Below are 23,064 nucleotides of genomic sequence, written 5' to 3'. Positions count from 1 at the left end.
ATAACATTTCAATATGCAAGTCCCCACTTATGTGGGGATTTTTTTGTTCTAAACTAAAGATTGATTCGACCAAATTAACAGAAATATAAATAGAAAATAATTTCATTGATTAAATTATCACCTTATACTTTTAGCCTATGCTCTAAGAAAAAAGCAGAAGTAAATAAGGTAGTTTATGATGAGATGGATAACCGCTTTACCACTTATTTTTTTCAGCTTATTTGTTCATGCTGCAAGCTTAACTATTACCCTCACAAACCAAGATCGGGTTACTTATTCTCTTGCACAATTGGCAGAGATACTGCCTCGTGAAACCTTCACGACTCAGCTTCCTTGGTTACCAAAAGAAAATACTTTCACTGGTTTTAAAGTTATTGATTTAATTAATCATTTGCAAGTTGGACAGGTTTCTTCTGTATCATTTTTGGCCATTAATGATTACGCCGCTAATATTGCAATTGAAAACTTAACTCGCTATGAACCCATTATTGCTTATCACATGAATGGCGATGAAATGAAAATAAGAAACAAGGGGCCGTTTTGGCTGATCTACAATCTAGATAAATATCCAAAAATAGACAATGACATTTATTACACCCAGATGGTGTGGCAGTTAGAAAAACTATTGATTCACGGTAAATAATGAATTTTACAAAATACAGCACTTTACACCCCTTGCTATACCGAGCAAAAACACTGTTGATTGTCCTGTCAGTCGCCTTGATCGTCGCTAATTTGTATATACTTTCGACCACACGCTCTTTAGCCAATTCCTATACCGACCAACGTAACTATGCAACTTGGTATTTATTCCAGCTCACCAAAGAGTATTCTGAGCTGGTTGCTTCGATTCCTTATTACCTAGAGTCAAAGGAGAAGAGAGCGCACACTTGGCTGCAGTATGAGCTGATTTGGAGCCGTTTTGACTTGATTCTAACGAGTAAGGAATCGGATAATTTTATGGGGAGAATGGATTCCCAGCATTTCTTTAAGAACAACTTTGATGATTTCAAAATATTAGAAAGCTTATTGCTGGCCGTTAAAGATCAAAAGTCATTGGCTGTATTTGAAAAACATGCTCGCTTGATTTACGACCAGATTATCGGCTATGTAAACCAAAACTTTCAACTGCAAAGCCCTATCTATCTCGAGCAAAAAGAAAAAGCAAATAGGCTAACACAGGTACAATTTCTGCTGATGTTCTTGATGCTGGGTTGCATTGGCTTAGTTAGCTATATTTTTCATAAAGAAGCGGTTGCTCAGCGTACCTTAGCGTTAACTGACCCTCTAACTGGGCTTGCTAACCGCCTTGCTATGTTTGAAGAGCTGAATCAAATTTCTGCCAATAACCCCTTCTCTCTCTTTCTTCTCGACTTAAATGGCTTTAAGCCCATTAACGACCAAAATGGTCATAAAGCAGGGGACAGTGTGTTGCAGCAAGTAGCGTTTCGCTTAACACATTCGATTCCAACCTTTGATTATTCGGTATTTCGTATGGGGGGTGATGAGTTTGCCCTGATCATCCATAGCGTAGATGCGATGGAACTGAGCATTATGCAACGCCACATTAAAGCGTGTTTTAAAGAGAATTTTTTCGTGGATAATGGAGTGGGAGCAAAGCTTTCAACCAGTATCGGTATTGCCTCTTTTCCTAAAGATTCAGCCAATATTAATCAATTAATACATATTGCGGATAAGAATATGTATGCCATGAAGTTTCTACAAAAAAGCCCCTCTGTATGAGGGGCAAAGTTACCATCGCTTTATAGTTATAATGAGTCCGCTATTATTCCAGGTTAGTCGCTGCAATAAGTGATTAGCCGAAATCGCCATTGACATATCCCATGGTTCTATCATCTTTAGGATTGTTGAAAATCACTTGTGTATCATTGCGTTCAACCAATTCCCCCATTAAGAAAAACGCTGTGCGATCAGAAATACGACGCGCTTGCTGCATTGAGTGCGTGACAATAACGATGGTGTAATTCTTTTTCAGCTCTTCCATCAATTCTTCAATTTTGTGTGTTGCAATCGGGTCAAGGGCGGACGTTGGTTCATCCATCAAAATCACATCCGGCTCCATCGCTATCGTGCGTGCGATGCACAAACGCTGTTGTTGACCACCAGAGAGGCCAAACGCATGTGACTTCAAACGATCTTTTACTTCATTCCACAACGCCGCGCCGCGCAATGAGCGCTCAACCACTTCATCGATGTGCTTTTTATCTTTAATCCCTTGTGCGCGTAACCCATACGCCACGTTTTCATAAATACTCATTGGGAACGGATTTGGCTTTTGGAACACCATTCCCACTTTGATACGCAGATCTGCAACATCAATATTGCCGTAAATATCTTGCCCATCCATCGCCAATTTACCGGTGATAGTCACGCCTTCAATGAGGTCATTCATTCGGTTCAAACAGCGTAATAAAGTCGATTTTCCGCAGCCAGAAGGGCCAATCAGCGCTGTCACTTGACGAGTTGGAATAGGTAGGTTGATTGATTTTAGCGCTTGGTTATCGCCATAAAAAAGGTCTAGGTTTTCAATATTAAATTTGTTCATTCTTGTTATCTCTCAAAATTCTGTAAATCGCGCCCAACGCTCTGCTTAATAAGAAGCGGTATTAAATCGTCTTGCGATTAGCTTCGTCACCATGTTGATCAGTAGCACAACCACAATCAGCACGGTTGCTGTGCCGTAGGCTTGATTCCACTCTTCAACCGTGAACAGCTCTGTTGTGAGCTTGTAAAGGTGAACGGTTAGGGTACGGCCTGAATCGAGCAATGAATCAGGAATACGTGCCACCATTCCTGCGGTTAAAAACACAGGGGCCGACTCGCCAATAACACGACCAATACTCAAAATAATTGACGTGAGGATGCCGGGCATTGCACTTGGCAAAATCAGACGCCAAATGGTGTATATTTTTGAGGCTCCAAGACCATAAGAACCTTCGCGATAAGTTTGAGGAACGGCCATCAACGCTTCTTCTGTGGTCCGAATGATCACAGGCAAAATCAAAATGCTGAGCGTTAGCGCACCCGACAAAATAGAGAAGCCTAAGCCTAGAATCACCACAAAGAAGGTCATGCCAAATAGACCAAAGATAATGGAGGGGATCCCCGCCAAAGATTCGGTACAAAAGCGGATCACTTTCACCAAGCGGCTACCGATTTTGGCGTATTCGGTAAGATAAATCGCCGTCATAATACCCAACGGAGCGGCCACCGAAATAGAAGCGATCACCATATAAATCGTCGATATGATCATCGGGAAGATCCCGTGTTCATTGCCAGTACGGGTGTAATCGTCAGTAACGAAATTCCAATCTACGTGTTGTAGCCCGTTAGAAAGGATGTACCAGATAATCCAAAATAGGAAGCCGACTGTTACAGCGGCCGCAATCCAAATAGATATTTTCAATACGTTATCTTTTAGCTGGCGGGCACGTTTTAGTTTTACTGTATCCATCACTATTATCTCGCTCTCTCACGGTTTAAATAGAGCAATGTGGCATTCAAGATCATGATGAATGCCAATAGCACAACGCCTGTTGCATAAAGCGCACTGGCATGAACACCACTTGCGTAAGACATTTCAATCGCAATATTGGCTGTCAGCGTGCGTGCTGAGTCTAAAATACCTTCAGGCATCGCTGGCGCGTTACCCATCACCATAATAATGGCCATGGTTTCACCGAGCGCACGCCCAATTCCTAAGATGACGCCGGTCATAATTCCGGAGCGAGCTGCCGGTACCAGCAGTTTGAAGATGGTAAAAATACTGGATGCACCTAATGCCAAAGAACCTTCTTTGTACGCATGAGGGACTGCGCGAATCGAAGTCTCGGACACCGTAATTACCGTCGGTAAGATCATGACACCAAGCACAATAATGCCCGCGAGAATGGTATTGCCCGCAGGAACTTGGAAAATGTCCTGAATCAAAGGAACAATAATCACAAGACCAAAGAAACCATAAACCACAGAAGGAATACCAGCGAGCAATTCAACGGCTGGGCGAATGATATTCGCGACACGTTTTGGTGCGACTTCGGCAATGAAGATAGCGGTAAGGACGCCCACAGGCACACCAACGATAACCGCACCAAACGTTGAAACCACAGAAGCGACAATCATAGTTGCCACACCATACAGAGCTGGCGGCAACCAATCTTGTCCAAGGACGATACCCGAGATACCCACTTCTTGAAATGCGGGAATACTTTCGCGGAAAATGAAGTAGGCAATGATGGCAAGAGACACAATGCCAATAATGGCACTGGTAAGAAACAACCCGTGGAAAATGCGCTCTTTCCAGTCCACACGCTTTTTAGCACGAAGTGTACGTTTGGAAGCTTGCGTAAAAACGTTGTTCATAAGCTTTTCACTATTTGTTGCGATGGTCATAGTATCAATCTCACTATTCGATGGAATCGATGTGGATAGAAAAGGCTCAGCCCCAACGATGGGCCAAGCAAACTTTTAAAGTTATTTCCCCAAACAACTTGAAGTGGCGGCTAAACAGCAAGTCAGTGCATTCCCATCCACATGGATAAAGCATGTGATTGGGCTGAACGAAACAACGCCTCTGCAACTTCAAGTCGAATGGGATAGTCAATTAGTTCACTGCGATATAGTGGTGTTCTGCAACGAGTTTTTGAGCTTCAGGCGTTAGCATCCAATCAAGGAACTGTTGCGTTTGAGCGGATGGTTGGCCTTTTTTGTACAGTACAAGGAAAGGACGAGCCACTTTGTATGAACCATTTTTCACGTTATCTACCGATGCATCAGTACCGTCTACCGCTAAGGCATGAACCGTGTTATCAACGGTGCCAAGAGAGATGTAACCGATGGCATAAGGGTTAGACGCAACCATAGTTTTCAAACTACCGTTACCGTTAGCTACTTGAGCTCGTTGAGAGATAGCAGATACCGTCTTGTCTGAGATTTTTTTTGTCAGTTTCATAATCTCTTCGAATGCACCACGAGTCCCTGATGCGGTATCGCGAGTAATTGCAACGATAGGTTTGTCTTCACCACCGACATCTTTCCAATTCGTGATTTCGCCTTTGTAAACAGCAGAGACTTGTTCAGCACTCAACCCTTTGACTTTATTGCTTGGGTGTACAACCACCGCAATACCGTCAAGCGCGATAGCTTCTTCAACTAATGATGCTTCTTTTTCTGAGCTTTTTAGGCCACGTGAAGACATACCAATATCCGCACTGCCGTTCTTAGCGGCTTTAATACCCGCAGAAGAACCTGGGCCTTGAACCTCAATAAACACGTCCGCGTTTTTCTTCATATATGTTTCAGAGAAAACTTCCATCAATGGCGTTACGCTGCTAGAGCCAACAGCAGAAATGGTTTCTTTTGCAAAAACTGGGTTAACTGCCAATGCACCTAAAAGAGCGATTGCACCGATTACTGTCTTTTTCATCACAAATATCCTTAAGAGGCTTTATTGCCGTTGTGTCTTGAACGAAGCTCACTTTAGGACGCAAATGTGACAGTTGTGTTTCACTTAGTTTAAAACTAGATGACACTATGAAGTTTTTTAGGAAAACAGAGGAAGGACAGCGCATTTTTGAGTGCATCACTTAAGATCAATCTGAAAAAATTGGCAAAGTCATTAGGTGCCGCCGCGAGTCAGAAATTATCCATTGATTACCCAACCACCAGCAGAGCACCCCATTCTAAGTTCGGTTTATAGGGGTGAATTTTATGAACGCTCAAATACCGGTTTCGCCAATTTTCTCAGCAGATTCGGCTTTTTCACCACCAGATAAACAGCCGTAACGGCAAGGCAGAAGCCCGCAACACCAAACCCATCCAATGATTCATCAAAAGCAAGCCATGCTTGAATGGCGGTGGTTGGTGGTACAAGATAAAACACCGAAGCCACACTTGAGGCCGCACCGTGTTCAACCATATACAACAGCAATAAAATAGAGACGCATGACAGCACCACAACCAGCCATACCAGTGTCATGATAAAGGTCGGTGTCCATTGAACTTGCATGGTTTCAAAGCTCCAAGCCCAAGGTAAAAATAGGCATAACGCAGCCACATATTGCACGGTAGCGCTGCCAATCATATCCACACCTTGGCAAAATTTTTTCTGATATAAGGTGCCGAGCGTGATGCCGAGCAGAGATAACAAACACAAACTAATGGCTGGCCATTTGTGTACTTCCGATTGCCACTCAATGTTACCCATCAAAACGAGACTTATCCCAGAAAACCCAAGAGCTAACCCTAACCACTGCGCCAGATTAAAGCGCTCTGTACTCATAAAAACCAGCAGCAGCGCAGTCAAAATGGGTTGCGTCCCCACCAGCAGAGCACTTAAACCTGCTGGCATTCCCCAAGAAATCGCTTGGTAGGTTCCGCCCAAATAGCAACCATGAATCAACACGCCCGTTATACAGGAATGCCACAAATGGCGACCACGCGGAATGCGCCTTTTGAGCAATAACAACAAACCAATAAAAAGCACCACGTTCGCCACCATGCGCAGCGTGAGCAGCGTGGCAGGTTCCGCATACATTAAGCCAAACCTTGCGCCAACGAAACCAGATGCCCATAGCACGACAAACAAGAACGGGATCATTCTTACAAACATCACAAAATTCCTAGCCACAATCGATTCTATGCTGCTACTTTATTTGGGTACAGTTATGCGCAAAAGGCACAGATTTGAATAATTTAGTGGGTACAGAATGAAAAGTAAGCTTAAAAACACGGATCCTAAATATACTGAACCTAAATATACTGAGGTAAAACGTCATCTTAAGCAGAGCATCGACGATGGTTTATTCCACGCACACGATAAAATGCCTTCCATTCACCAGCTATGCGAACAACTGTCTGTCAGCAAAAATACCGTTATTCGTGCTTATCAAGAGTTAGAAGCGATGAATGTCGTCTACTCTCAGCCTCGTTCAGGCTATCGAGTCCAAGGTGCTGTAATCCCTTTGGAGATTCCGCTGCCACAACCCAATAGCATTGACCTGCTCTCTTTATCTAAATCAATTTTGGTTCAACCCACAGTGAAACATCACATGCCCGCAGGTTCAGCGCATCCTAATACGCAAAGCGCCGCGATTCGTAGTTTGTATGCAGAAATTGGCCGCCACAGCCGCCAGCAAACACACATTCCTAGCCACTATCAGCTACCGCCAGGTAATAGCCATTTAGTCAAACAACTGCTAAAAATATCGCAAGATTTGGGCCTACAAATCAAAGCACAAGAAATCGCCATTACGCATGGCGGTCAGCAGGCCATCAGCCTCGCATTTCGTGCATTAACCAAGCGCGAAGACATTGTGGCCGTTGAGTCACCTTGTTATTTTGGCACGCTGCTGTTGCTTGAATCATTAGGCTTAAAAGTGGTGGAGATCCCCAGCCATAGTGTCGAAGGCATCGACATCAGCGCCCTCGAACAAGCGCTATCTCAATGGCCGATTAAGGCGATTCTCGTCACGCCGAATTTTAACAACCCAACCGGTTCACAAATGCCTCTGGAAAAACGTAAACAGCTTTTGGCTGTCAGTGGTGATACACCAATTATTGAAGATGATGTGTTTGGTGGCCTGTATTTTCAAAAGCCGATACCTTGCTTGAAGATGCTGGATGGCAAAGGCCGCGTTATTTACATCAATTCGCTCTCCAAAACCTTGGATTCACGGCTTAGGATCGGTTGGATCATTGCTGGAAAGTATCAAGCGCAAATAGAAAAGATATTGCTCAGCGAGAATATGGGCAGCTTGAATTTAATCCAATCAGCCGTAGCGGAATTTCTCGAAAGTGGTAAGTACCGCCAACATCTAGCCAAAATGCGCCGCACTTACCAACTGAACCAGCAGCGCTTTGCCAAATTGCTCACCACCTCGCTCAATCACTACCCGTCGCTGCAAGGGCAGTTTCAATTAAGCCGACCTGAAGGTTCATTTTTATGCTGGCTGACACTTCCGCCATTCATCGATAGTTTTGAGCTTTATCAACGTGGCCTGCAAAATAAAATCAGCCTCCTGCCGGGGCATCTTTTTGCAACACAGGGGCAATTCCAACACTGTATCCGTTTCAGTGTAGCGAACTTTGAAGACAACATGGCATGGCAGGAAAGCATCAACAAACTGACCGAACTGATTCATCTCGCGGCATCAGATCACAAGACGTAAGCGTACGCATTTTAAAAAATTGCTGACTAACCACTTGTATTGCAACAAAGTCGGCATAAGATGAATGCCTTAGTTCAATGAAGGTTTGCTATGAATAATCAATTATCATTAAGAGCGTTAGAGCGCGGTGACTTACGCTTTATCCATGATCTCAATAACAACCGCAACATTATGTCTTACTGGTTTGAAGAGCCTTATGAATCTTTTGATGAGCTGGAAGAGCTGTACAACAAGCACATTCACGATAACGCCGAGCGTCGGTTTGTGGTTGAGAACCGAGATAAGGAACTGATCGGTCTCGTTGAATTAATTGAAATTGATTACATTCACCGCAGTGGCGAGTTTCAGATCATCATCACGCCAGAGCACCAAGGGAAAGGGTTTGCACAAACCTTAATCAACAAAGCCTTAGACTACTCTTTCACCATTTTGAACCTACACAAAATCTACCTGCATGTGTCGACGGAAAACGAAAAAGCCATCCATTTATACCAAAAAGCCGGCTTTGTTGAGGAAGGGCACTTAGTTGAAGAATTCTTTATTAATGGCCAATATCGTGATGTAAAGCGCATGTACATTTTGCAAAACGCGTATCTTAATAAGCCTGCGTAACGTCATAGGAGTGAATAATGGTCACTTGCAGTCAATATGATTACATTGAGCTCGCGTGTTTGTTTCATTTGCCCGTCAAGCTCACCTTAAAAAATGGTATTACCTATTCAGGCACCGCGATGGACACTCTGCGCAATGAACACCAACAAGAGTGCATTGTGTTGAAAAATGAACAAAGTGAACACTTAATTGAAACCAATGCCTTATTGATGATGGAGGCATTAAGCTCACATCCTCATTTTACCCTGATCAAATTTGACTGATAAAAGAGCGTGGCAACACACAAGCCACGCTTACTTATTAGCTTTTTTGCGTTAACTGGCAATATCGAGCTTGTTGCCTGTCACGCCATTAATGCGAAACCACCCAGCGATGCTGAAACGCTCAGCGTTGGTAGGTTGTACTTCATGCGGAAAACGTTCGGATAAAAAGACCAGTAAACGCCCCGCTATCGGTGCAACCGTCGCGAGATACTGATCTTGAACATCGTAAATAACCAACTCACCTGCATCAGCACCACACCACCGATCATTCATATAAAATACCGTCGTCAGTTTGCGGCTGGCATTACCTGTAAAGGCATCGAGGTGTTTTTGGTAGAATGCCCCTATTTCATATTTGGCAAAATGAGCTTCGTATTCAAATAGCCCAAGAAAAAAGTGGCGGTTAACCTCTTGCCGAATTTGCTCCATACGTTGCAAATAGTCTTGCACAGGCAGGCCCATGCTGTTTTCAATCCACTGGATTTTATCGTTGCGTATTTCAACCTCTAATTGCAAGGCATCGTGCCTGCCAATTCGCGCCACTTGTAACTGCGGTGGCGTACATGCTCGTAGGTTTTTGGTTTGCTCTGGTGTTAAAAAGTCATCCCATATGTACCAACCTTGATCGGCAATTGCGTCCATCAATTTATCTAACGACATTTTCACACTACATATAACAAAAGTGCTATGGTTATATCGATAGCAAGCCATAACAACAAATCGGTGTTTCGATGCTTAAGACAAGGCGAATTTGTGGAGGCAGAGAAGCTGGCAAGAAAAGACTAGAAACAAACACCATGGTTGTTGAACAACCTATCGTTGAATACCCTCCTACATAACAAAGGGGCACTGACTCGTGCCCCTTTAAATTTAATCAATAAAGATGATTAATCCAGTCTTAATGTTACACCACTGTAGTTACTATAGCCTTTGAGCATCACATGGTAGGTGGTTCCTGGTGTTGCAGAAATTGTGCACTGTTCATTGTTACCCGATTTGTAAGGGCGACAATCCCACGAAGAAGTGGTTGGTTTGCTGCCGGCTTTGACATACAAATCAGCATCACCTGAGCCCAAACTGATCGAAACTTTAGCGCTGGTTGAGCTTGCGACCGTAAAGGTATAGAAGGCTTCGGAGCTTCGCGTACCTTGTAACCCTATTACTGGTTTGCCTTTTTCTAGCACATTCCCCGTTGGAGGCACTACGCCACAGCTAGCATTTACGCCCACTTGGTTAAAGGCATCAACCACATCCGCTTTGTTATAACCTAAGTCTTGTGCCGCTTTTGCGACGCCACATCCACCTTGGTCAAAGGTACTGTTTGCTGTCCAATATAACTGGTTAGCGACGGTGAACACTTCAAAACCTTTACGAACCGACCAATTGGCTTTGTTGGCTAGCAAATAATACGCGCGATTAAACACACCACTTGAATAGTGAACATTTAATCCATTGTAGTATTGAGAAGCGTGATCGATAGAACGGCCGTCTTTTGACGGTTGATCAAAATAACGTAAGCCACCGGAAGATTTGAAAATGTCGCTCCCGACCACCCAGTCAACGCTGCCTTTCATATAAAATTCAGCTGCTTCCCCAGCAATATCAGAGAACGCTTCATTGATACCACCAGACATATTTTGGTAAACAAGCCCTGAGTTCTGCTCGGTAAAGCCGTGGCTCACTTCATGCGCGCTGACGTTGATATCCACTAATGGATAAAATGTATTTTGGCCATCACCAAAGGTCATGGACGATCCGTTCCAGAAGGCGTTTTCATAGTTGCTATCATAATGCACACGCATAGTTAGCTGGAAGGTTAATGGAGTGGTGTTCATCCAGTCTTTGTACATATCGAACACCACTTTACCAAAGTAGTGTGCGTCATTAAGCGGTGAATAAGCGCCATTAATCGCTTTGTAATCGTTGTAATTACTCGCGTCGGTACATGAATAGCTGAACGTTGAACCACCCGATGTCGCATGCTTCATATCCACGGTTTTTACAGCGCTATTCACCATGCTACAGGTGTTGCCTACTTTATTTATCACTAACCCTGGGAAATCTGTTCCGTACTGATAAAAACCTGTCTTCTGATTTCCACCAGGTCCAGTACCCGTCGCCTCTGCATGGTTTAACCCTTCCCAAGTTTGTAATACGTCACCAGAGTTCGCATCAATAAAGAAAAATGGCCGTGCAGGCTCATTGCTTGCAACAAAGAAGTCGACTAAATAAACCATTTGAGCCATTTGGTTTTCGTCCAAACGCACCATCAATTGAGCACGCTCGTTTTCTGTAACAAGATCCGCACTCGTTAGTGATGGGTTTTGTTGTTGGTAATGCGTAAGTGCAATACTAACCGCCTGCTTTTGTTCAACTTGTGGTGAAGTACTTACCACATCAGAATCAATTTGCTGCGCCATCATGCCGTAAACTTGGCCGATACCTTTCTCAGTTTGCGTTGCTACGACTGACGTATTAAAGACCGGTAAACCATGATACATCTGCTGGTAACGAACTTTGACTTTACCATTAGGTAGAGTGACGCTTTTTACCACCTGAAAGCCATTTTGTGTTGGCACAATACTGCGAGCCTGCATGGATAAAGCTTGTTCTAGTAGACTTGGGTCATCAACCTGCACCATTTTCGCGGCTGATACTGGTAGTGCTGCGCTGATAGAGGCTGCGAGGAATAGCCACTTCATTTGACGTTGTACTTTTTTCATTTCTCAATCCTAGAGAGTTATTATTAGCATCCGCTGACGACTTACATCCAATCAACCACCAGCGACGTGACTGCGAATGATTCGCTCATTGAAAATGGATCAAGAAAACCAACCTCGCCAGTAGCACGGAAAAATAGTGCAAAACGAGCGTCAAATAAAATGGTCACAAAAAAGACAATAGCCAAAATAACTCGAAGAATTCTTATAATAATTAAGTTTAATATCAACAAGATAAACATAAATGATAATTATATGTACATTTAATAGTGCACATAACTATCAATATAATTTTTGCTTGAAATTGAAAAAGGCAGCGCTCGCTGCCTTCTATTAATCACCTTACTACCACTAAAACTTATAACCAGCGCCTATCATAAATACCCAAGGATCAATGGTCACATCGGTTTTTTGCTCAATGCCGCCAAACTTATAAGTCGCTTCAGTTTCAATATCGGCATACCAAACTGACGCATTCAAAAACCACTGTTCGTTGAGCATATAATCAAAACCAGCATTGGCCGCTAAACCCCAAGAATCTTTGAGTTTGAGATCCGTTAAGGTTGCACCACTTCCCGTACTGTTAAAACCTTCATCGAAGAACATGGTGTAGTTAATGCCCGCTCCAACATAAGGACGGAATTTCGATGACGCTTCACCAAAGTAGTATTGCAACATAAAAGTTGGCGGTAGATGTTTTGTTTCAGCAATGTCACCTAAGTTCAAAAGATTGGTTGAAATAGTATGGCTAAAAGGTGTAGCCGCTAACACTTCAAAGCTAATATTGTCGGTGATCATATAGCCTATTGTTAAGCCAAGCTGAACGTTTGAGTCCACAGCAAGCTCTTCATTTGAGCCTAAAATACCATCGCTGCTATCATTGGGCACCACAGCGGCAAGACCGGCACGCACAAGAAAGTCACCTTCTTTGTGGGCAAAAACATTCGTAGAAACAAGAGCAGAAAGCACGGCAAGGCCGCAAAGTGTTTTTTTCATTGTGATTTCCTTTTTGTAGGGCGGGGTAATAGTTTTTATTTGCGCGCACAGTAGCACATAAAAACCACACTTTTTTGATGGAAATCAATTTGTAAAATTTATCGCCGATCAGCTTACAACTCTGCAACCTTGATCACTTTTCTAGGCATAAAAACACACAGTCATGTAATGCGTTTTTTATGTGCATCACACCTAGCCTAACGTTGAAATGGCTTTGTTATTTATGGTTAAAAACTGACAATATTGGTAAGAAATAGTAATAGCGTTTTATTGTCAGAAAATATCATCATAATTTATCACGCACCTAACAGAGCTTGACGGACTCCTCACACCACAATTGTTAATATGAACTCCTCAGATTAACCCTTTCTGCTTTTCTAAAAACAAAGGACAACTCAATGAAACGATTTCTTTTAGCTCTATTTGGTTTGCTCGCGTTAGCGGGGTGTGATCAACAAACACAAACAGAAAGTACTAAGGCTCTAGAGCCCACCGCCGTGGTGGCGGAAACAGATGCCGTACCGTCACCCATCTGTGCAAGCGAGTTGATGCCGGGAGGTTGGCAAGCGACAGAAATTACCGACGAAGCTAAAGAAGCGTTGAAGAGCGCTTTAGCACAAATGGAGAGCAATGCACAATTAAAAGACATTATCGATGTCCGCTCACAAGTGGTTAACGGGGTGAATTATGCCATTGAATTTGAAATGGATGATGGCAGTATTTGGAATGCGATAATCTATCGCAGTTTAGAAGGTGATTACTCGTTAACCCAACCAGCAAAACAAGGCAAATTGTGTGAATAACCTCATCTCATGAGCCATTATTAAACTAGGGTTCATTACTAAACCAGAGTTAGAGAGTAAAAAGAGGCCATGGCCTCTTTTTACTACTCGATACTATAGCTATTTAATACTATCGCCATACACCCCATTCACCCGTAGTTCCGGGCTCTTCATTTTTTGTCCACCACTGCGCTGTCCAAGTTTGCTGATTGTGCATAACGACATCACCGGATGTATAAATTTTAGTCGCATTCCAAGCATTATCGGGAACAGGTGGTTGTGGCGTTTCCTCTTTTAGCAAAGAAAGCTGATAACTATAAGTCGCGTTTGGAGCAAACACACGGTTAGCATACACATTCTGGCTATCGTACATATAGTGATTCATTTCTTGGTGCCAAATACCAATAAACCACTCCCCTTTTTTTACTTGGTTAAACTGACCTGCCATTTCCGCTGGCCACGTTGCTGTATTATTGGCTGAAATCGCTAAGCTGATATCGGTCGTTTCATTGCCATTGGCATCGAAGGTACGCAAACGAACCGTATCGCCAGATTCAACAGGACCAAAACCTTGTGAAAGATAACCACCAAGATCGCTGAGATTCTGCGCAGGTTCTGATGGGTCTGTCGGATCCGTTGGATTTGATCCACCACCGCTAAAACTAATATCACTGCAGTTATAAAAACCTTCGCCCGCGGCATCAATACGTTGCCAGCGGGTATAAAGCACAGCATCACCACTTCTATCGGCAGGCAGGGTAATCTTTATGCGATATTTTTTATCCGTCCCCACGGTGATATTACCTTTGGTATCAATAAGATCCAGATCATCCCAAGTTAATGGGGCCTCACCGGTATAAGTCGGTTTAGAGAGATAAAACTCCCAATAAGAGGGGTTATGTGGCGCGGTAGCATTAAAGACTAGTTCGATTTGTTGATTAGCGTCTAAATTCACGGCCGTTTTTTGCCAATGAGGTGAAGCAACATCTAACCCTGCTTTCGCGTTGCTGCCTGCGGAGCACAACAAGCCGTCGCGAACAACAGCTTGAACATGAGCCATGTCACGATAATTTGCCACATTGGCCGCCACTTCATTGCGTTGTACAAAAGGATAAGCTCCAGACTGATCAAAAGCCGCTTGGCATGCTGCATTAGGGATCGTATTACTCCAAAAACCACCATCTAGGTAACAGGTATTTTGCCGCGCGCTCGGAAATTCAACCCAACCATGAGCTTGTGCATGAGCAGAAAGCAATCCGCTCAATGAAAGCAAACCCAATACACTGACTTTATTAAAATTATTCATCATTCTTCCTTTTTGTATTATTAGCATCAATGCCACAGAACGACACTCTGTAACACATGAATTGCCAATCAAAGCTAGCAAGAATTATCAATAGACAGTGTCAAATCTGGGTAGGAATGCTGGACTATTTGCTTATTTTGCCACTCTCTTTCCAATCAAAAAGGATATGAATCATTGAACTCACAGTGAGTTTCGAGTGGCTTCATGGTTTAACAATTTTTGCCAACTTTCCTTATCTGCGATTTAATTGACGACAAAACAACCAAAAACAAACATCTCACGAACAAAAGTGAAAACGATTACATCTCAATTTAATGGCACTAACCATGAAAAAATGAAAACTAATCATTTGTTTTTATGCACAAATTAATTCCCTTGTAACATTTGTCACAGAAATACATTCAGTTGCACACGACAATGCCGCTCTCTTTCGAATGAAACATTTTTTATCGTTCGAGCTTTAGAACCATCGCACTACATTAATGAGGTCAACTATGTTTGGTATCTTTAAACCCCAAGCGCATATCGAGAGGCTCGCTACTGAGCGGCTCGATAGCACTTATAGCCGCTTGCGCTGGCAGTTATTCATCAGTATTTTCTTCGGCTACGCAGGCTACTACCTTGTTCGTAAGAACTTTAGTTTGGCGATGCCTTATTTGATTGACCAAGGTTTTAGCCGCGGTGATCTCGGGGTAGCTCTTGCCGCCGTATCGATTGCTTATGGCTTATCTAAATTCTTAATGGGGAGCGTTTCTGACCGCTCTAACCCACGCTACTTCTTAAGTGCAGGCCTTTTAATGTCTGCGTTAGTGATGTTCTGTTTCGGTTTTATGCCGTGGGCAACAGGCAGCATTACTGCGATGTTTATTTTGCTGTTCTTAAACGGTTGGTTCCAAGGTATGGGCTGGCCTGCTTGTGGCCGTACCATGGTTCACTGGTGGTCACGTAAAGAACGTGGGGAAATTGTTTCTGTATGGAACGTAGCCCACAACGTCGGCGGTGGCTTAATTGGTCCCCTTTTCTTGTTTGGTCTTTGGGCATTTAACGATGACTGGCGCGCCGCATTTTACGTTCCTGCCTTTTTTGCGACCTTAGTTGCCATTTTCATTTGGATGACGCTGCGCGATACGCCGCAATCTTGTGGTTTACCACCGATTGAAGAGTATAAAGATGACTACCCAGACGACTACGATAAATCTCATGAGAATGAGATGACCGCGAAGGAAATCTTCTTTAAGTACGTTTTCTCTAACAAATTGTTGTGGTCTATCGCTATTGCCAACGCTTTTGTGTATCTCATTCGTTATGGCGTATTGGACTGGGCTCCTGTTTATTTGAAAGAAGCCAAAGAGTTCACCGTTGATAAATCTTCTTGGGCGTACTTCTTGTATGAGTGGGCAGGTATTCCGGGAACGCTATTGTGTGGTTGGATATCCGACAAAGTATTCAAAGGCCGTCGTGCACCTGCGGGCATCTTATTCATGGTTCTCGTTACCTTTGCGGTACTCGTTTACTGGTTTAACCCTGCCGGTAACCCAGGTATCGACATGGCGGCTCTTGTTGCGATTGGTTTCTTAATTTATGGCCCAGTAATGCTGATTGGTTTATACGCACTGGAACTGGCTCCGAAAAAAGCGGCAGGTACCGCAGCAGGTTTAACAGGTTTATTTGGTTATCTCGGCGGCGCAGTGGCGGCAAATGCGGTATTGGGTTACACCGTTGACCACTTTGGTTGGGACGGCGGCTTTATGATCCTAGTCGCTTCGTGCGGTATTTCTATCCTTTGTCTGCTGTATGCCTACATTGGCGAGCGTGCTCACCATAAAGAAAAAGACAGAATTGCGGAAGAAAAAGCGTCAACACAATCATAAATCTGACACCTAAATGTGTTGAATTTACGTTACGCACTGTTCACTTTGAATCAAAACTCTCCCCCTGCACTGTCAGGGGGAATTTTTAAGGATAACAATATGAAACTGACACTACTCGCACTTTCCATGGCTACTTTAGCCAGCTCGGCGTGGGTTCAAGCAGAACCATTGGTGATAGCCCATCGCGGCGCTTCCGGTTATCTGCCTGAACATACCCTTGAAGCTAAAGCGCTTGCTTACGGCATGAAGCCTGATTTTATTGAACAAGATGTCGTGATGACCAAGGATGACCAATTGGTGGTTCTGCACGATCACTACCTTGACCGCGTCACTGACGTTGCCGAGCGTTTCCCTGACCGCGCACGTGGTGATGGCCGCTATTACGCCATCGATTTTACGCTGGCAGAGATCAAAAGCTTGCGCGTAACTGAAGGTTTTAATATCGATGACAAAGGCAATAAAACCGCTGGTTTCCCCAACCGTTTCCCTCTTTGGAAATCAGACTTCACCGTCCCAACCTTAGCGGAAGAGATCGAGCTAATCCAAGGGCTGAACAAAACGCTCGGTTACGATATTGGTATTTATCCAGAAATAAAAGCGCCTTGGTTCCATCGCCATGAAGGGAAAGACATCAGTAAAGCGGTACTGAAAATGCTGAAGGAATATGGTTACGACAGTCAAGAATCAAACGTTTATCTGCAATGTTTTGATCCTATCGAGCTAAAACGCATTAATGATGAACTGCTTCCAGCAATGAACATGGACCTCAAACTGGTTCAATTGATGGCCTACACCGATTGGAATGAGACCATGATCTATGATGGCGACCAAGCACAACCATACAGCTATGATTGGATGTTCGAAGCAAACGGCATGAAGCAAGTCGCTACCTACGCCGATGGAATTGGCCCGTGGAAACCTATGTTGGTTGACGACGCTTCAACCAAAGAAAACATCATCATCAAGCCGTTGATGAAAGCCGCTAAGGCCTCAGGGTTAATCGTTCACCCTTATACCTTCCGCGCAGAACCCGATCGCATTGCACCTTATGCCGACAGCTTTGATGGGATGCTCGATGTGTTCTACAACACTGTCAAAGTGGATGGTTTATTTACGGACTATCCCGATAAAGCAGTGGAGTTTTTGCATTCAACTCGCTAAGTAAGCGTGATTAACCTTACCACTTTGGCACGCTTCATCCCCAGTATCATCATGCTGGGGATGTTATTTTTGGTGACTTAATGCCTTCACCACCTTAAGCACATGCTTATTTAAGTTACTGGCTTCCCAAAGCACCGCAATTTGGCTGTTAAAAGGCATCTCCTCGATGGGAGTGATCACGGCAGAATCATCGATATGTTCAGCCAGTGATTGGGGCACAACAGCTACGCCAAATCCTGCTTGAGCCATTGCAACCATCGACCTCAACTGCGGAGCCGAAAAACGTTGATCGACACGGATGCCCACATCGTCAAACAGCGCTTTCATACCATCATGCAATGCTGGCCCCGTTTCACGAGGAAACAACAAAACGTGCTCATTTTTTAACTGAACTAAAGTAAGGCGATCTTTTTCAGCCAAGGGATGCCCTAAAGGGATCACCGCTACAAAAGGCTCTTCAAATAAAACCACCCGCTTTAAAGACTCACTGGCATAACAAGGTAAACGCACCAATGCTATATCCAACTGCTTAGCTTTCAACTGCTCAACCAACTCTGGCATCGCTTGCTCAACCGCGGTGAGATTCACGTTTGAAAAACTGTCCCTTATCTCCCGCACTCGGGATAATATTTGGGTATTCATCGCAACCGAAGTCGCAAAGCCCATCCGCACTTCATTTTTTTCTCCACGCGCCAGCTGTTTTACTTTCGCCTTCGCTCGATCCACATCATTTAAGATGGTGACCGCATCGACATAAAACATTTGCCCAGCCTCGGTCAGCTCTACCCCACGTGGTAAACGCTTGAATAACAGCGTATCGAGCTCATGCTCCAATTTCTTTATCTGCTGACTCAACGGTGGTTGAGCAATACCTAACACTTCAGCCGCTCGTGTGAAATGGCGCGTTTGTGCCACCGCCACAAAATACTTGAGATAGCGAAACTCCATATCTTTTCCATATAGAAATAAATCTTATTTATATTGGATTTAGCCACGTGGAGAAGTCAATCTAAATATACACTTTATTGCATAAATGGTTATTCTCATGCGTGGATTCTACACTCCGCTTTGTGCTTGTTCTCTCGATGTAGCAAAAGAGTTTGCTGAATATCATCATGTAACGGGGGATGGAGAGATTTACCAAACTTCGTTGATGAGTGCGTTGATTGCTGGCGTTTATGAAGGCGCAACAACGGTTGAACAACTGCTGCAACATGGCGATTTTGGCTTGGGCACATTCAATCAATTAGACGGTGAGCTCATTGCGTTTGATAAAGAAGTTTTCCAATTAAAAGCCGATGGTTCGGCTAACCCCGCACACTTAGCGCAGCAAACTCCCTTCGCCGTCATGACTTTTTTTACTCCTGATGTCGAAGTTCCCATCACCTCTAAAATGTCTCGTGCTGACGTTCATCATCTGATTGATGAGCTAGTACCCAGTGACAATATTTTCTGCGCAGTACGCATTGACGGTTTATATCAGTTTGTCAGAACGCGTACCGTGCCGCGTCAAACTCGCCCATTTCGCCCAATGTTAGATGTTGTAAAAGAGCAGCCCACATTTAATTTCACCTTCAAACAAGGCGTTATCGCCGGTTTTAGAAGCCCGCAGTACACCACAGGTATTAACGTTCCGGGGTATCACGAACATTTCATTACCGAAGATAGAAAAGGCGGCGGCCACATACAGGACTACTCTATTTCGTCAGGCTTTTTACAAATTGGCAAAGTATCGCGCTTGGTAATTGATACCCCGACTTCGCTAGATTTCCTTAAAGCCAACCTAGCTCCCAATGACATCCGAACCGCTATTGAAAAAGCGGAAAAATAGCGCTGAACAGGAGAAAAAGAATTGAATTGAAAAAAGCCGCCAGATAGCACCACTTCGTGAAGAAGTGTCAACGTCAGTCAACAATAAGGGTATAAAAATGAATACAAAACCTACCACTAGAAATGGCGCTCAATTAATCGCTCAACAGCTGGAATCTTTGGGTGTCCGCTATATTTTTGGCATTCCGGGGGCCAAAATTGATCGGTTATTTGACGCCATTGAAGACACCAATATTCAAATGATCCCAGTGCGTCACGAAGCCAATGCGGCCTTTATGGCCGGCGTCATCGGCCGTTTAACCGGCAAAGCTGGAGTCACTATGGTGACCTCAGGCCCGGGTTGTGGCAACTTGGTTTCAGGGGTTGCCACTGCCAATTCAGAAGGTGACCCGCTGGTCGCTATCGGCGGCGCGGTCAAACGAGCAGATCAACAAAAGCAAACGCACCAGAGTATGGATACCGTCAGTATTTTCCGCTCTATCACAAAATCCAGTGCAGAAATTCAACATGTTGATGCCGCCAGCGAAGTGATGGCCAATGCCTTTCGCACGGCAGAATCAGGCCGGCCGGGGGCATGTTTCGTTAGCATTCCCCAAGATGTGTTATCCGACCACACTCTCACCGATATTATTGTTCCATCACGTAATGTTCATTCAAGCCAAGCCAACCCAGAAGCGATAGAAGAAGCCATTACCCGAATCGAACGCTCGCACCGCTGCGTCGTCTTACTCGGCTTACACGCCAGTCGCGCTGAAAATGCTCAAGCCATCAGCCGTTTTTTGCGCACCACTCAACTGCCTGTAGTCGGAACCTATCAAGCCGCTGGGGCAGTTGATATTAACTATTATCACCATTTCGCTGGCCGCGTAGGTTTATTTAACAATCAGCCCGGAGATGTATTGCTGCAAGATGCTGACCTGATTGTCACTATTGGTTTTAACCCTATCGAGTACGACCCAGAGCTTTGGAACGCAAAACAGTCCCCAATCATCCACTTAGACATTGAACCAGCAGAGTATCAGCTCAATTACCAACCTTGCGTGGAAATTGTCGGCAACATCGTTCAATCACTGGATGATATGACCGATTGTGTCACCAATTTCGCACGCCTCTCTCCCAAAGCCTTATCGATTTTAGAGGAAGTGGCACAACAGCGGCAGATAATAAAATCCTACCCTACTCGTCAATCTCAGCATGGGTTTCATCCATTAACCTTAATCAAAGCGATGCAATCCATTATTACCCCAGACACCACCTTGTGTCTGGATATGGGCAGCTTCCATATCTGGATTGCGCGCTATTTAAGCTGTTTTCGCGCCCGTCAAATGCTGATTTCAAATGGTCAGCAAACTATGGGCGTTGCCCTACCTTGGGCGATTGGTGCAAACCTGCTTAAACCCAGTACCAAAGTGGTCTCTGTTTCTGGTGATGGCGGCTTCATGCAATCAAGCATGGAGTTAGAAACTGCCGTCCGCCTAAAATGCAACATTGTACATATCATCTGGGTCGATAACGCCTACAACATGGTCGAGATACAAGAGATGAAAAAGTATCAACGCCCGTCCGGAATAAAATTTGGCCCGATAGACTTTAAAGCGTATGCCGAATCATTTGGCGCGCAAGGCTTTGCCGTGACCGAACGTCATCAACTGATGCCTATGCTGCATCAAGCCATGGAAACTCAAGGACCTGCTGTCATCGCTATCCCCGTTGATTACAGCGACAACTACAAGTTGATGCTACCCAGAACACAAGAAAATCGAGATCCAATTTTTGAGCATATCGAAGGAGAAACAATATGAATGGTTTAACCCATAAAGTCGCTTTAGTCACGGGTGCCGCCAACGGCATCGGCTTTGCGATAGCACAGCGTTTATATGATGAAGGGGCCAATGTAGTACTGGCCGACTGGAATGAAGAGCAGCTCGCCACCGCCATCGAAGCTTTTGACTCAACACGCGTCGCGGCGCAAGTGATTGACGTCTCCGATCCTAAAAAAGTAAAAGCTATGATCGATAACGCCGTATCACGCTTCGGTAAGCTCGACATTTTAGTCAACAATGCGGGCATCCACATCCCCGGCTCCGTCTTAGAAAGCAGCGTTGAAGATTGGAAAAAAATATCAGCGGTGAATATTGATGGCGTCGTGTATTGCTCTAAATTTGCCTTACCTGAACTGCTAAAAACACAGGGGACCATAGTCAACACCGCTTCAGTCTCTGGCTTAGGTGGCGACTGGGGTGCCGCATTTTACTGCGCCAGTAAAGGCGCGGTAGTCAACCTCACTCGCGCCATGGCGTTAGACCACGGTGCCGCTGGCGTGCGAATTAACGCCGTGTGCCCAAGCTTAGTTAAAACCAATATGACCAATGGTTGGTCGCAAGAGATTAGAGATAAATTTAACGAGCGCATCGCACTAGGACGCGCCGCAGAACCGAGCGAAATTGCCGCCGCAGTGGCCTTTTTAGCCAGCGACGATGCATCGTTTATCAATGGTGTCAATTTACCCGTCGATGGTGGCGCTACCGCTTCCGACGGCCAACCTAAAATCGTTTAACCACGAAAATTCAGCCAGTACCCAAACCATTTTCCGTGCTGGCTGACATTTTAAAACCGCATAATTCAAAACAAGCCCCATAAACCTTTCAGCCCTAAAATGCCTCCTTTTCCACAATTAGCACAACTCCAACAAACACGAAACTAATTGGGGAGGGTTAGGGTGGAGTGTTTCTTGGTTGCTGGCAGCACCCCCTCCTAACCCTGTCTCTTATACACAAATCCCCAAGCCTCTGCTTGGGGATTTTTTTGAACTAATTTTATGTTTCATGATCTGATCATCTAAGCAATAACAAGGATGATTAGAATGACTTATATAGAACCAACCCTCTGGGCACAAAAGCAATTTGGTCAAGCTCACCTCAATGACCCAAGACGTACTCAAAGACTCGTTGCCCTAGCAGCCTCTCTGGCCGAGCAACCTGGCGTACCGGTCTCGAAACTCATCATCTCCCCTGCTGATATGGAAGGGGCTTATCGCTTTATTCGTAATGAGCAAATCAAAGCAGAAGATATCGCTGAAGCGGGCTTTCATGTCACAGCGCAAGAGGCTTTAGAGCAACAAACACTTCTTGCATTAGAAGATACGACTTCTCTAAGTTACTCCCATCGCAGCATACAAGATGAACTTGGGCACTCCAATCAAGGCAATCGAAATCGAGCTATGTTCATACACTCGACCTTACTTTTTGCTCCCGAAACTCAAGTGGTTGTTGGCTTAATTGAACAACAACGCTGGACTCGAGATATTGAAAAGCGTGGACAAGGACACCAGTAC

The 23,064-nt window shown here is 44.4% G+C and carries 23 protein-coding genes; 12 read left to right on the top strand and 11 right to left on the bottom strand.

Features of this window, described 5'->3' with window-relative positions; all coding sequences use genetic code 11:
- The first annotated feature begins 175 nt into the window (after positions 1 to 175).
- Together AACU59_RS14015 and AACU59_RS14010 are read left to right on the top strand one after the other, a co-directional pair.
- Entirely contained in the window at positions 176 to 643 is a 468-nt protein-coding gene (locus AACU59_RS14015) for a molybdopterin-dependent oxidoreductase (protein WP_094145541.1), read from the top strand.
- Positions 643 to 1,743 (top strand): GGDEF domain-containing protein, encoded by a 1,101-nt coding sequence (locus AACU59_RS14010; RefSeq protein ID WP_094145542.1) that lies wholly within the window; start codon positions 643 to 645, stop codon positions 1,741 to 1,743. The genes AACU59_RS14015 and AACU59_RS14010 overlap by 1 nt, the downstream gene beginning before the upstream one ends.
- A gap of 73 nt (positions 1,744 to 1,816) precedes the next feature.
- Here the strand turns inward: AACU59_RS14010 and pstB are convergent, their stop codons facing one another.
- The 5 genes from pstB to AACU59_RS13985 form a co-directional block, all read right to left on the bottom strand.
- Positions 1,817 to 2,566, bottom strand: a complete 750-nt coding sequence (gene pstB, locus AACU59_RS14005; protein ID WP_094145543.1) for a phosphate ABC transporter ATP-binding protein PstB — start codon at positions 2,564 to 2,566, stop codon at positions 1,817 to 1,819.
- Between the two features lie 45 nt (positions 2,567 to 2,611).
- The gene (gene pstA, locus AACU59_RS14000) at positions 2,612 to 3,475 is read right to left on the bottom strand and encodes a phosphate ABC transporter permease PstA (RefSeq protein WP_026027681.1); all 864 of its coding nucleotides are present in this window, start codon (positions 3,473 to 3,475) and stop codon (positions 2,612 to 2,614) included.
- A 5-nt stretch (positions 3,476 to 3,480) separates the two neighbouring features.
- Entirely contained in the window at positions 3,481 to 4,413 is a 933-nt protein-coding gene (gene pstC / locus AACU59_RS13995) for a phosphate ABC transporter permease subunit PstC (protein ID WP_094145544.1), read from the bottom strand.
- Positions 4,414 to 4,624: 211 nt separating this feature from the next.
- The gene (locus tag AACU59_RS13990; RefSeq protein ID WP_094145545.1) at positions 4,625 to 5,446 is read right to left on the bottom strand and encodes a phosphate ABC transporter substrate-binding protein; all 822 of its coding nucleotides are present in this window, start codon (positions 5,444 to 5,446) and stop codon (positions 4,625 to 4,627) included.
- Between the two features lie 282 nt (positions 5,447 to 5,728).
- Positions 5,729 to 6,631, bottom strand: a complete 903-nt coding sequence (locus AACU59_RS13985; protein WP_026027683.1) for a DMT family transporter — start codon at positions 6,629 to 6,631, stop codon at positions 5,729 to 5,731.
- A 97-nt stretch (positions 6,632 to 6,728) separates the two neighbouring features.
- Between AACU59_RS13985 and AACU59_RS13980 the strand changes: the two genes are divergently transcribed.
- The 3 genes from AACU59_RS13980 (at position 6,729) to AACU59_RS13970 (ending at position 9,064) form a co-directional block, all read left to right on the top strand.
- Positions 6,729 to 8,189: an aminotransferase-like domain-containing protein gene (locus AACU59_RS13980; protein WP_094145546.1), complete on the top strand. Its 1,461-nt coding sequence runs from the start codon at positions 6,729 to 6,731 to the stop codon at positions 8,187 to 8,189.
- A gap of 90 nt (positions 8,190 to 8,279) precedes the next feature.
- Positions 8,280 to 8,801, top strand: coding sequence for a spermidine N1-acetyltransferase (gene speG, locus AACU59_RS13975; RefSeq protein WP_013868118.1), 522 nt, complete (start codon positions 8,280 to 8,282; stop codon positions 8,799 to 8,801).
- A gap of 17 nt (positions 8,802 to 8,818) precedes the next feature.
- Positions 8,819 to 9,064, top strand: coding sequence for a Rho-binding antiterminator (locus AACU59_RS13970; RefSeq protein ID WP_013868119.1), 246 nt, complete (start codon positions 8,819 to 8,821; stop codon positions 9,062 to 9,064).
- A 51-nt stretch (positions 9,065 to 9,115) separates the two neighbouring features.
- Here AACU59_RS13970 and AACU59_RS13965 read toward each other — a convergent pair whose 3' ends face one another.
- The 4 genes from AACU59_RS13965 to ompW all read right to left on the bottom strand — a co-directional run bounded on the left by AACU59_RS13965 (position 9,116) and on the right by ompW (position 12,780).
- Positions 9,116 to 9,724 (bottom strand): 2OG-Fe(II) oxygenase, encoded by a 609-nt coding sequence (locus AACU59_RS13965; protein ID WP_026027933.1) that lies wholly within the window; start codon positions 9,722 to 9,724, stop codon positions 9,116 to 9,118.
- A 227-nt stretch (positions 9,725 to 9,951) separates the two neighbouring features.
- Complete coding sequence (gene empA, locus AACU59_RS13960; RefSeq protein ID WP_017045962.1) at positions 9,952 to 11,787, bottom strand: zinc metalloprotease EmpA; 1,836 nt, start codon at positions 11,785 to 11,787, stop codon at positions 9,952 to 9,954.
- Between the two features lie 41 nt (positions 11,788 to 11,828).
- The gene (locus AACU59_RS13955; protein ID WP_019281242.1) at positions 11,829 to 11,972 is read right to left on the bottom strand and encodes a hypothetical protein; all 144 of its coding nucleotides are present in this window, start codon (positions 11,970 to 11,972) and stop codon (positions 11,829 to 11,831) included.
- 163 nt (positions 11,973 to 12,135) lie between these two features.
- Positions 12,136 to 12,780 (bottom strand): outer membrane protein OmpW, encoded by a 645-nt coding sequence (ompW, locus tag AACU59_RS13950; protein ID WP_026027932.1) that lies wholly within the window; start codon positions 12,778 to 12,780, stop codon positions 12,136 to 12,138.
- Between the two features lie 398 nt (positions 12,781 to 13,178).
- Here ompW and AACU59_RS13945 point away from each other — a divergent pair, with 398 nt between their 5' ends.
- Positions 13,179 to 13,583, top strand: a complete 405-nt coding sequence (locus tag AACU59_RS13945) for a cystatin domain-containing protein (protein WP_094145197.1) — start codon at positions 13,179 to 13,181, stop codon at positions 13,581 to 13,583.
- A gap of 109 nt (positions 13,584 to 13,692) precedes the next feature.
- On the opposite strand, the gene AACU59_RS13940 is transcribed toward AACU59_RS13945, so the two are convergent.
- Positions 13,693 to 14,868 (bottom strand): lytic polysaccharide monooxygenase, encoded by a 1,176-nt coding sequence (locus AACU59_RS13940; protein ID WP_094125092.1) that lies wholly within the window; start codon positions 14,866 to 14,868, stop codon positions 13,693 to 13,695.
- 494 nt (positions 14,869 to 15,362) lie between these two features.
- On the opposite strand from AACU59_RS13940, the gene glpT reads away from it, so the two are divergent.
- Together glpT and glpQ are read left to right on the top strand one after the other, a co-directional pair.
- On the top strand, positions 15,363 to 16,739 hold the full coding sequence (gene glpT / locus AACU59_RS13935; RefSeq protein WP_094145195.1) for a glycerol-3-phosphate transporter: 1,377 nt from the start codon (positions 15,363 to 15,365) through the stop codon (positions 16,737 to 16,739).
- 99 nt (positions 16,740 to 16,838) lie between these two features.
- On the top strand, positions 16,839 to 17,900 hold the full coding sequence (gene glpQ / locus AACU59_RS13930; protein ID WP_094145194.1) for a glycerophosphodiester phosphodiesterase: 1,062 nt from the start codon (positions 16,839 to 16,841) through the stop codon (positions 17,898 to 17,900).
- 63 nt (positions 17,901 to 17,963) lie between these two features.
- Here the strand turns inward: glpQ and AACU59_RS13925 are convergent, their stop codons facing one another.
- Positions 17,964 to 18,848: a LysR family transcriptional regulator gene (locus AACU59_RS13925; RefSeq protein ID WP_094145193.1), complete on the bottom strand. Its 885-nt coding sequence runs from the start codon at positions 18,846 to 18,848 to the stop codon at positions 17,964 to 17,966.
- 85 nt (positions 18,849 to 18,933) lie between these two features.
- Between AACU59_RS13925 and budA the strand changes: the two genes are divergently transcribed.
- From budA to AACU59_RS13905, 4 genes are all read left to right on the top strand, one after another.
- Positions 18,934 to 19,731 carry an acetolactate decarboxylase gene (gene budA, locus AACU59_RS13920; RefSeq protein WP_069212237.1) on the top strand — a complete coding sequence of 266 codons (798 nt, stop codon included), beginning with the start codon at positions 18,934 to 18,936 and terminating at the stop codon, positions 19,729 to 19,731.
- Between the two features lie 97 nt (positions 19,732 to 19,828).
- Positions 19,829 to 21,532, top strand: a complete 1,704-nt coding sequence (gene alsS, locus AACU59_RS13915; protein WP_094145192.1) for an acetolactate synthase AlsS — start codon at positions 19,829 to 19,831, stop codon at positions 21,530 to 21,532.
- A complete protein-coding gene (locus AACU59_RS13910; protein ID WP_013868131.1) occupies positions 21,529 to 22,287 on the top strand; it encodes an SDR family NAD(P)-dependent oxidoreductase in 759 nt (252 codons plus the stop codon). Before alsS ends, AACU59_RS13910 begins: the two co-directional genes overlap by 4 nt.
- A 306-nt stretch (positions 22,288 to 22,593) precedes the next feature.
- The coding region (locus AACU59_RS13905; protein ID WP_202598919.1) for an IS4/Tn5 family transposase DNA-binding protein at positions 22,594 to 23,064 on the top strand (471 nt) is incomplete at its 3' end.

Origin of the sequence: Vibrio sp. V23_P3S9T160, from assembly GCF_963886625.1 — a bacterium.
Classification (GTDB): domain Bacteria; phylum Pseudomonadota; class Gammaproteobacteria; order Enterobacterales; family Vibrionaceae; genus Vibrio; species Vibrio anguillarum.
This window is presented reverse-complemented; position numbering and strand designations above follow the sequence as displayed.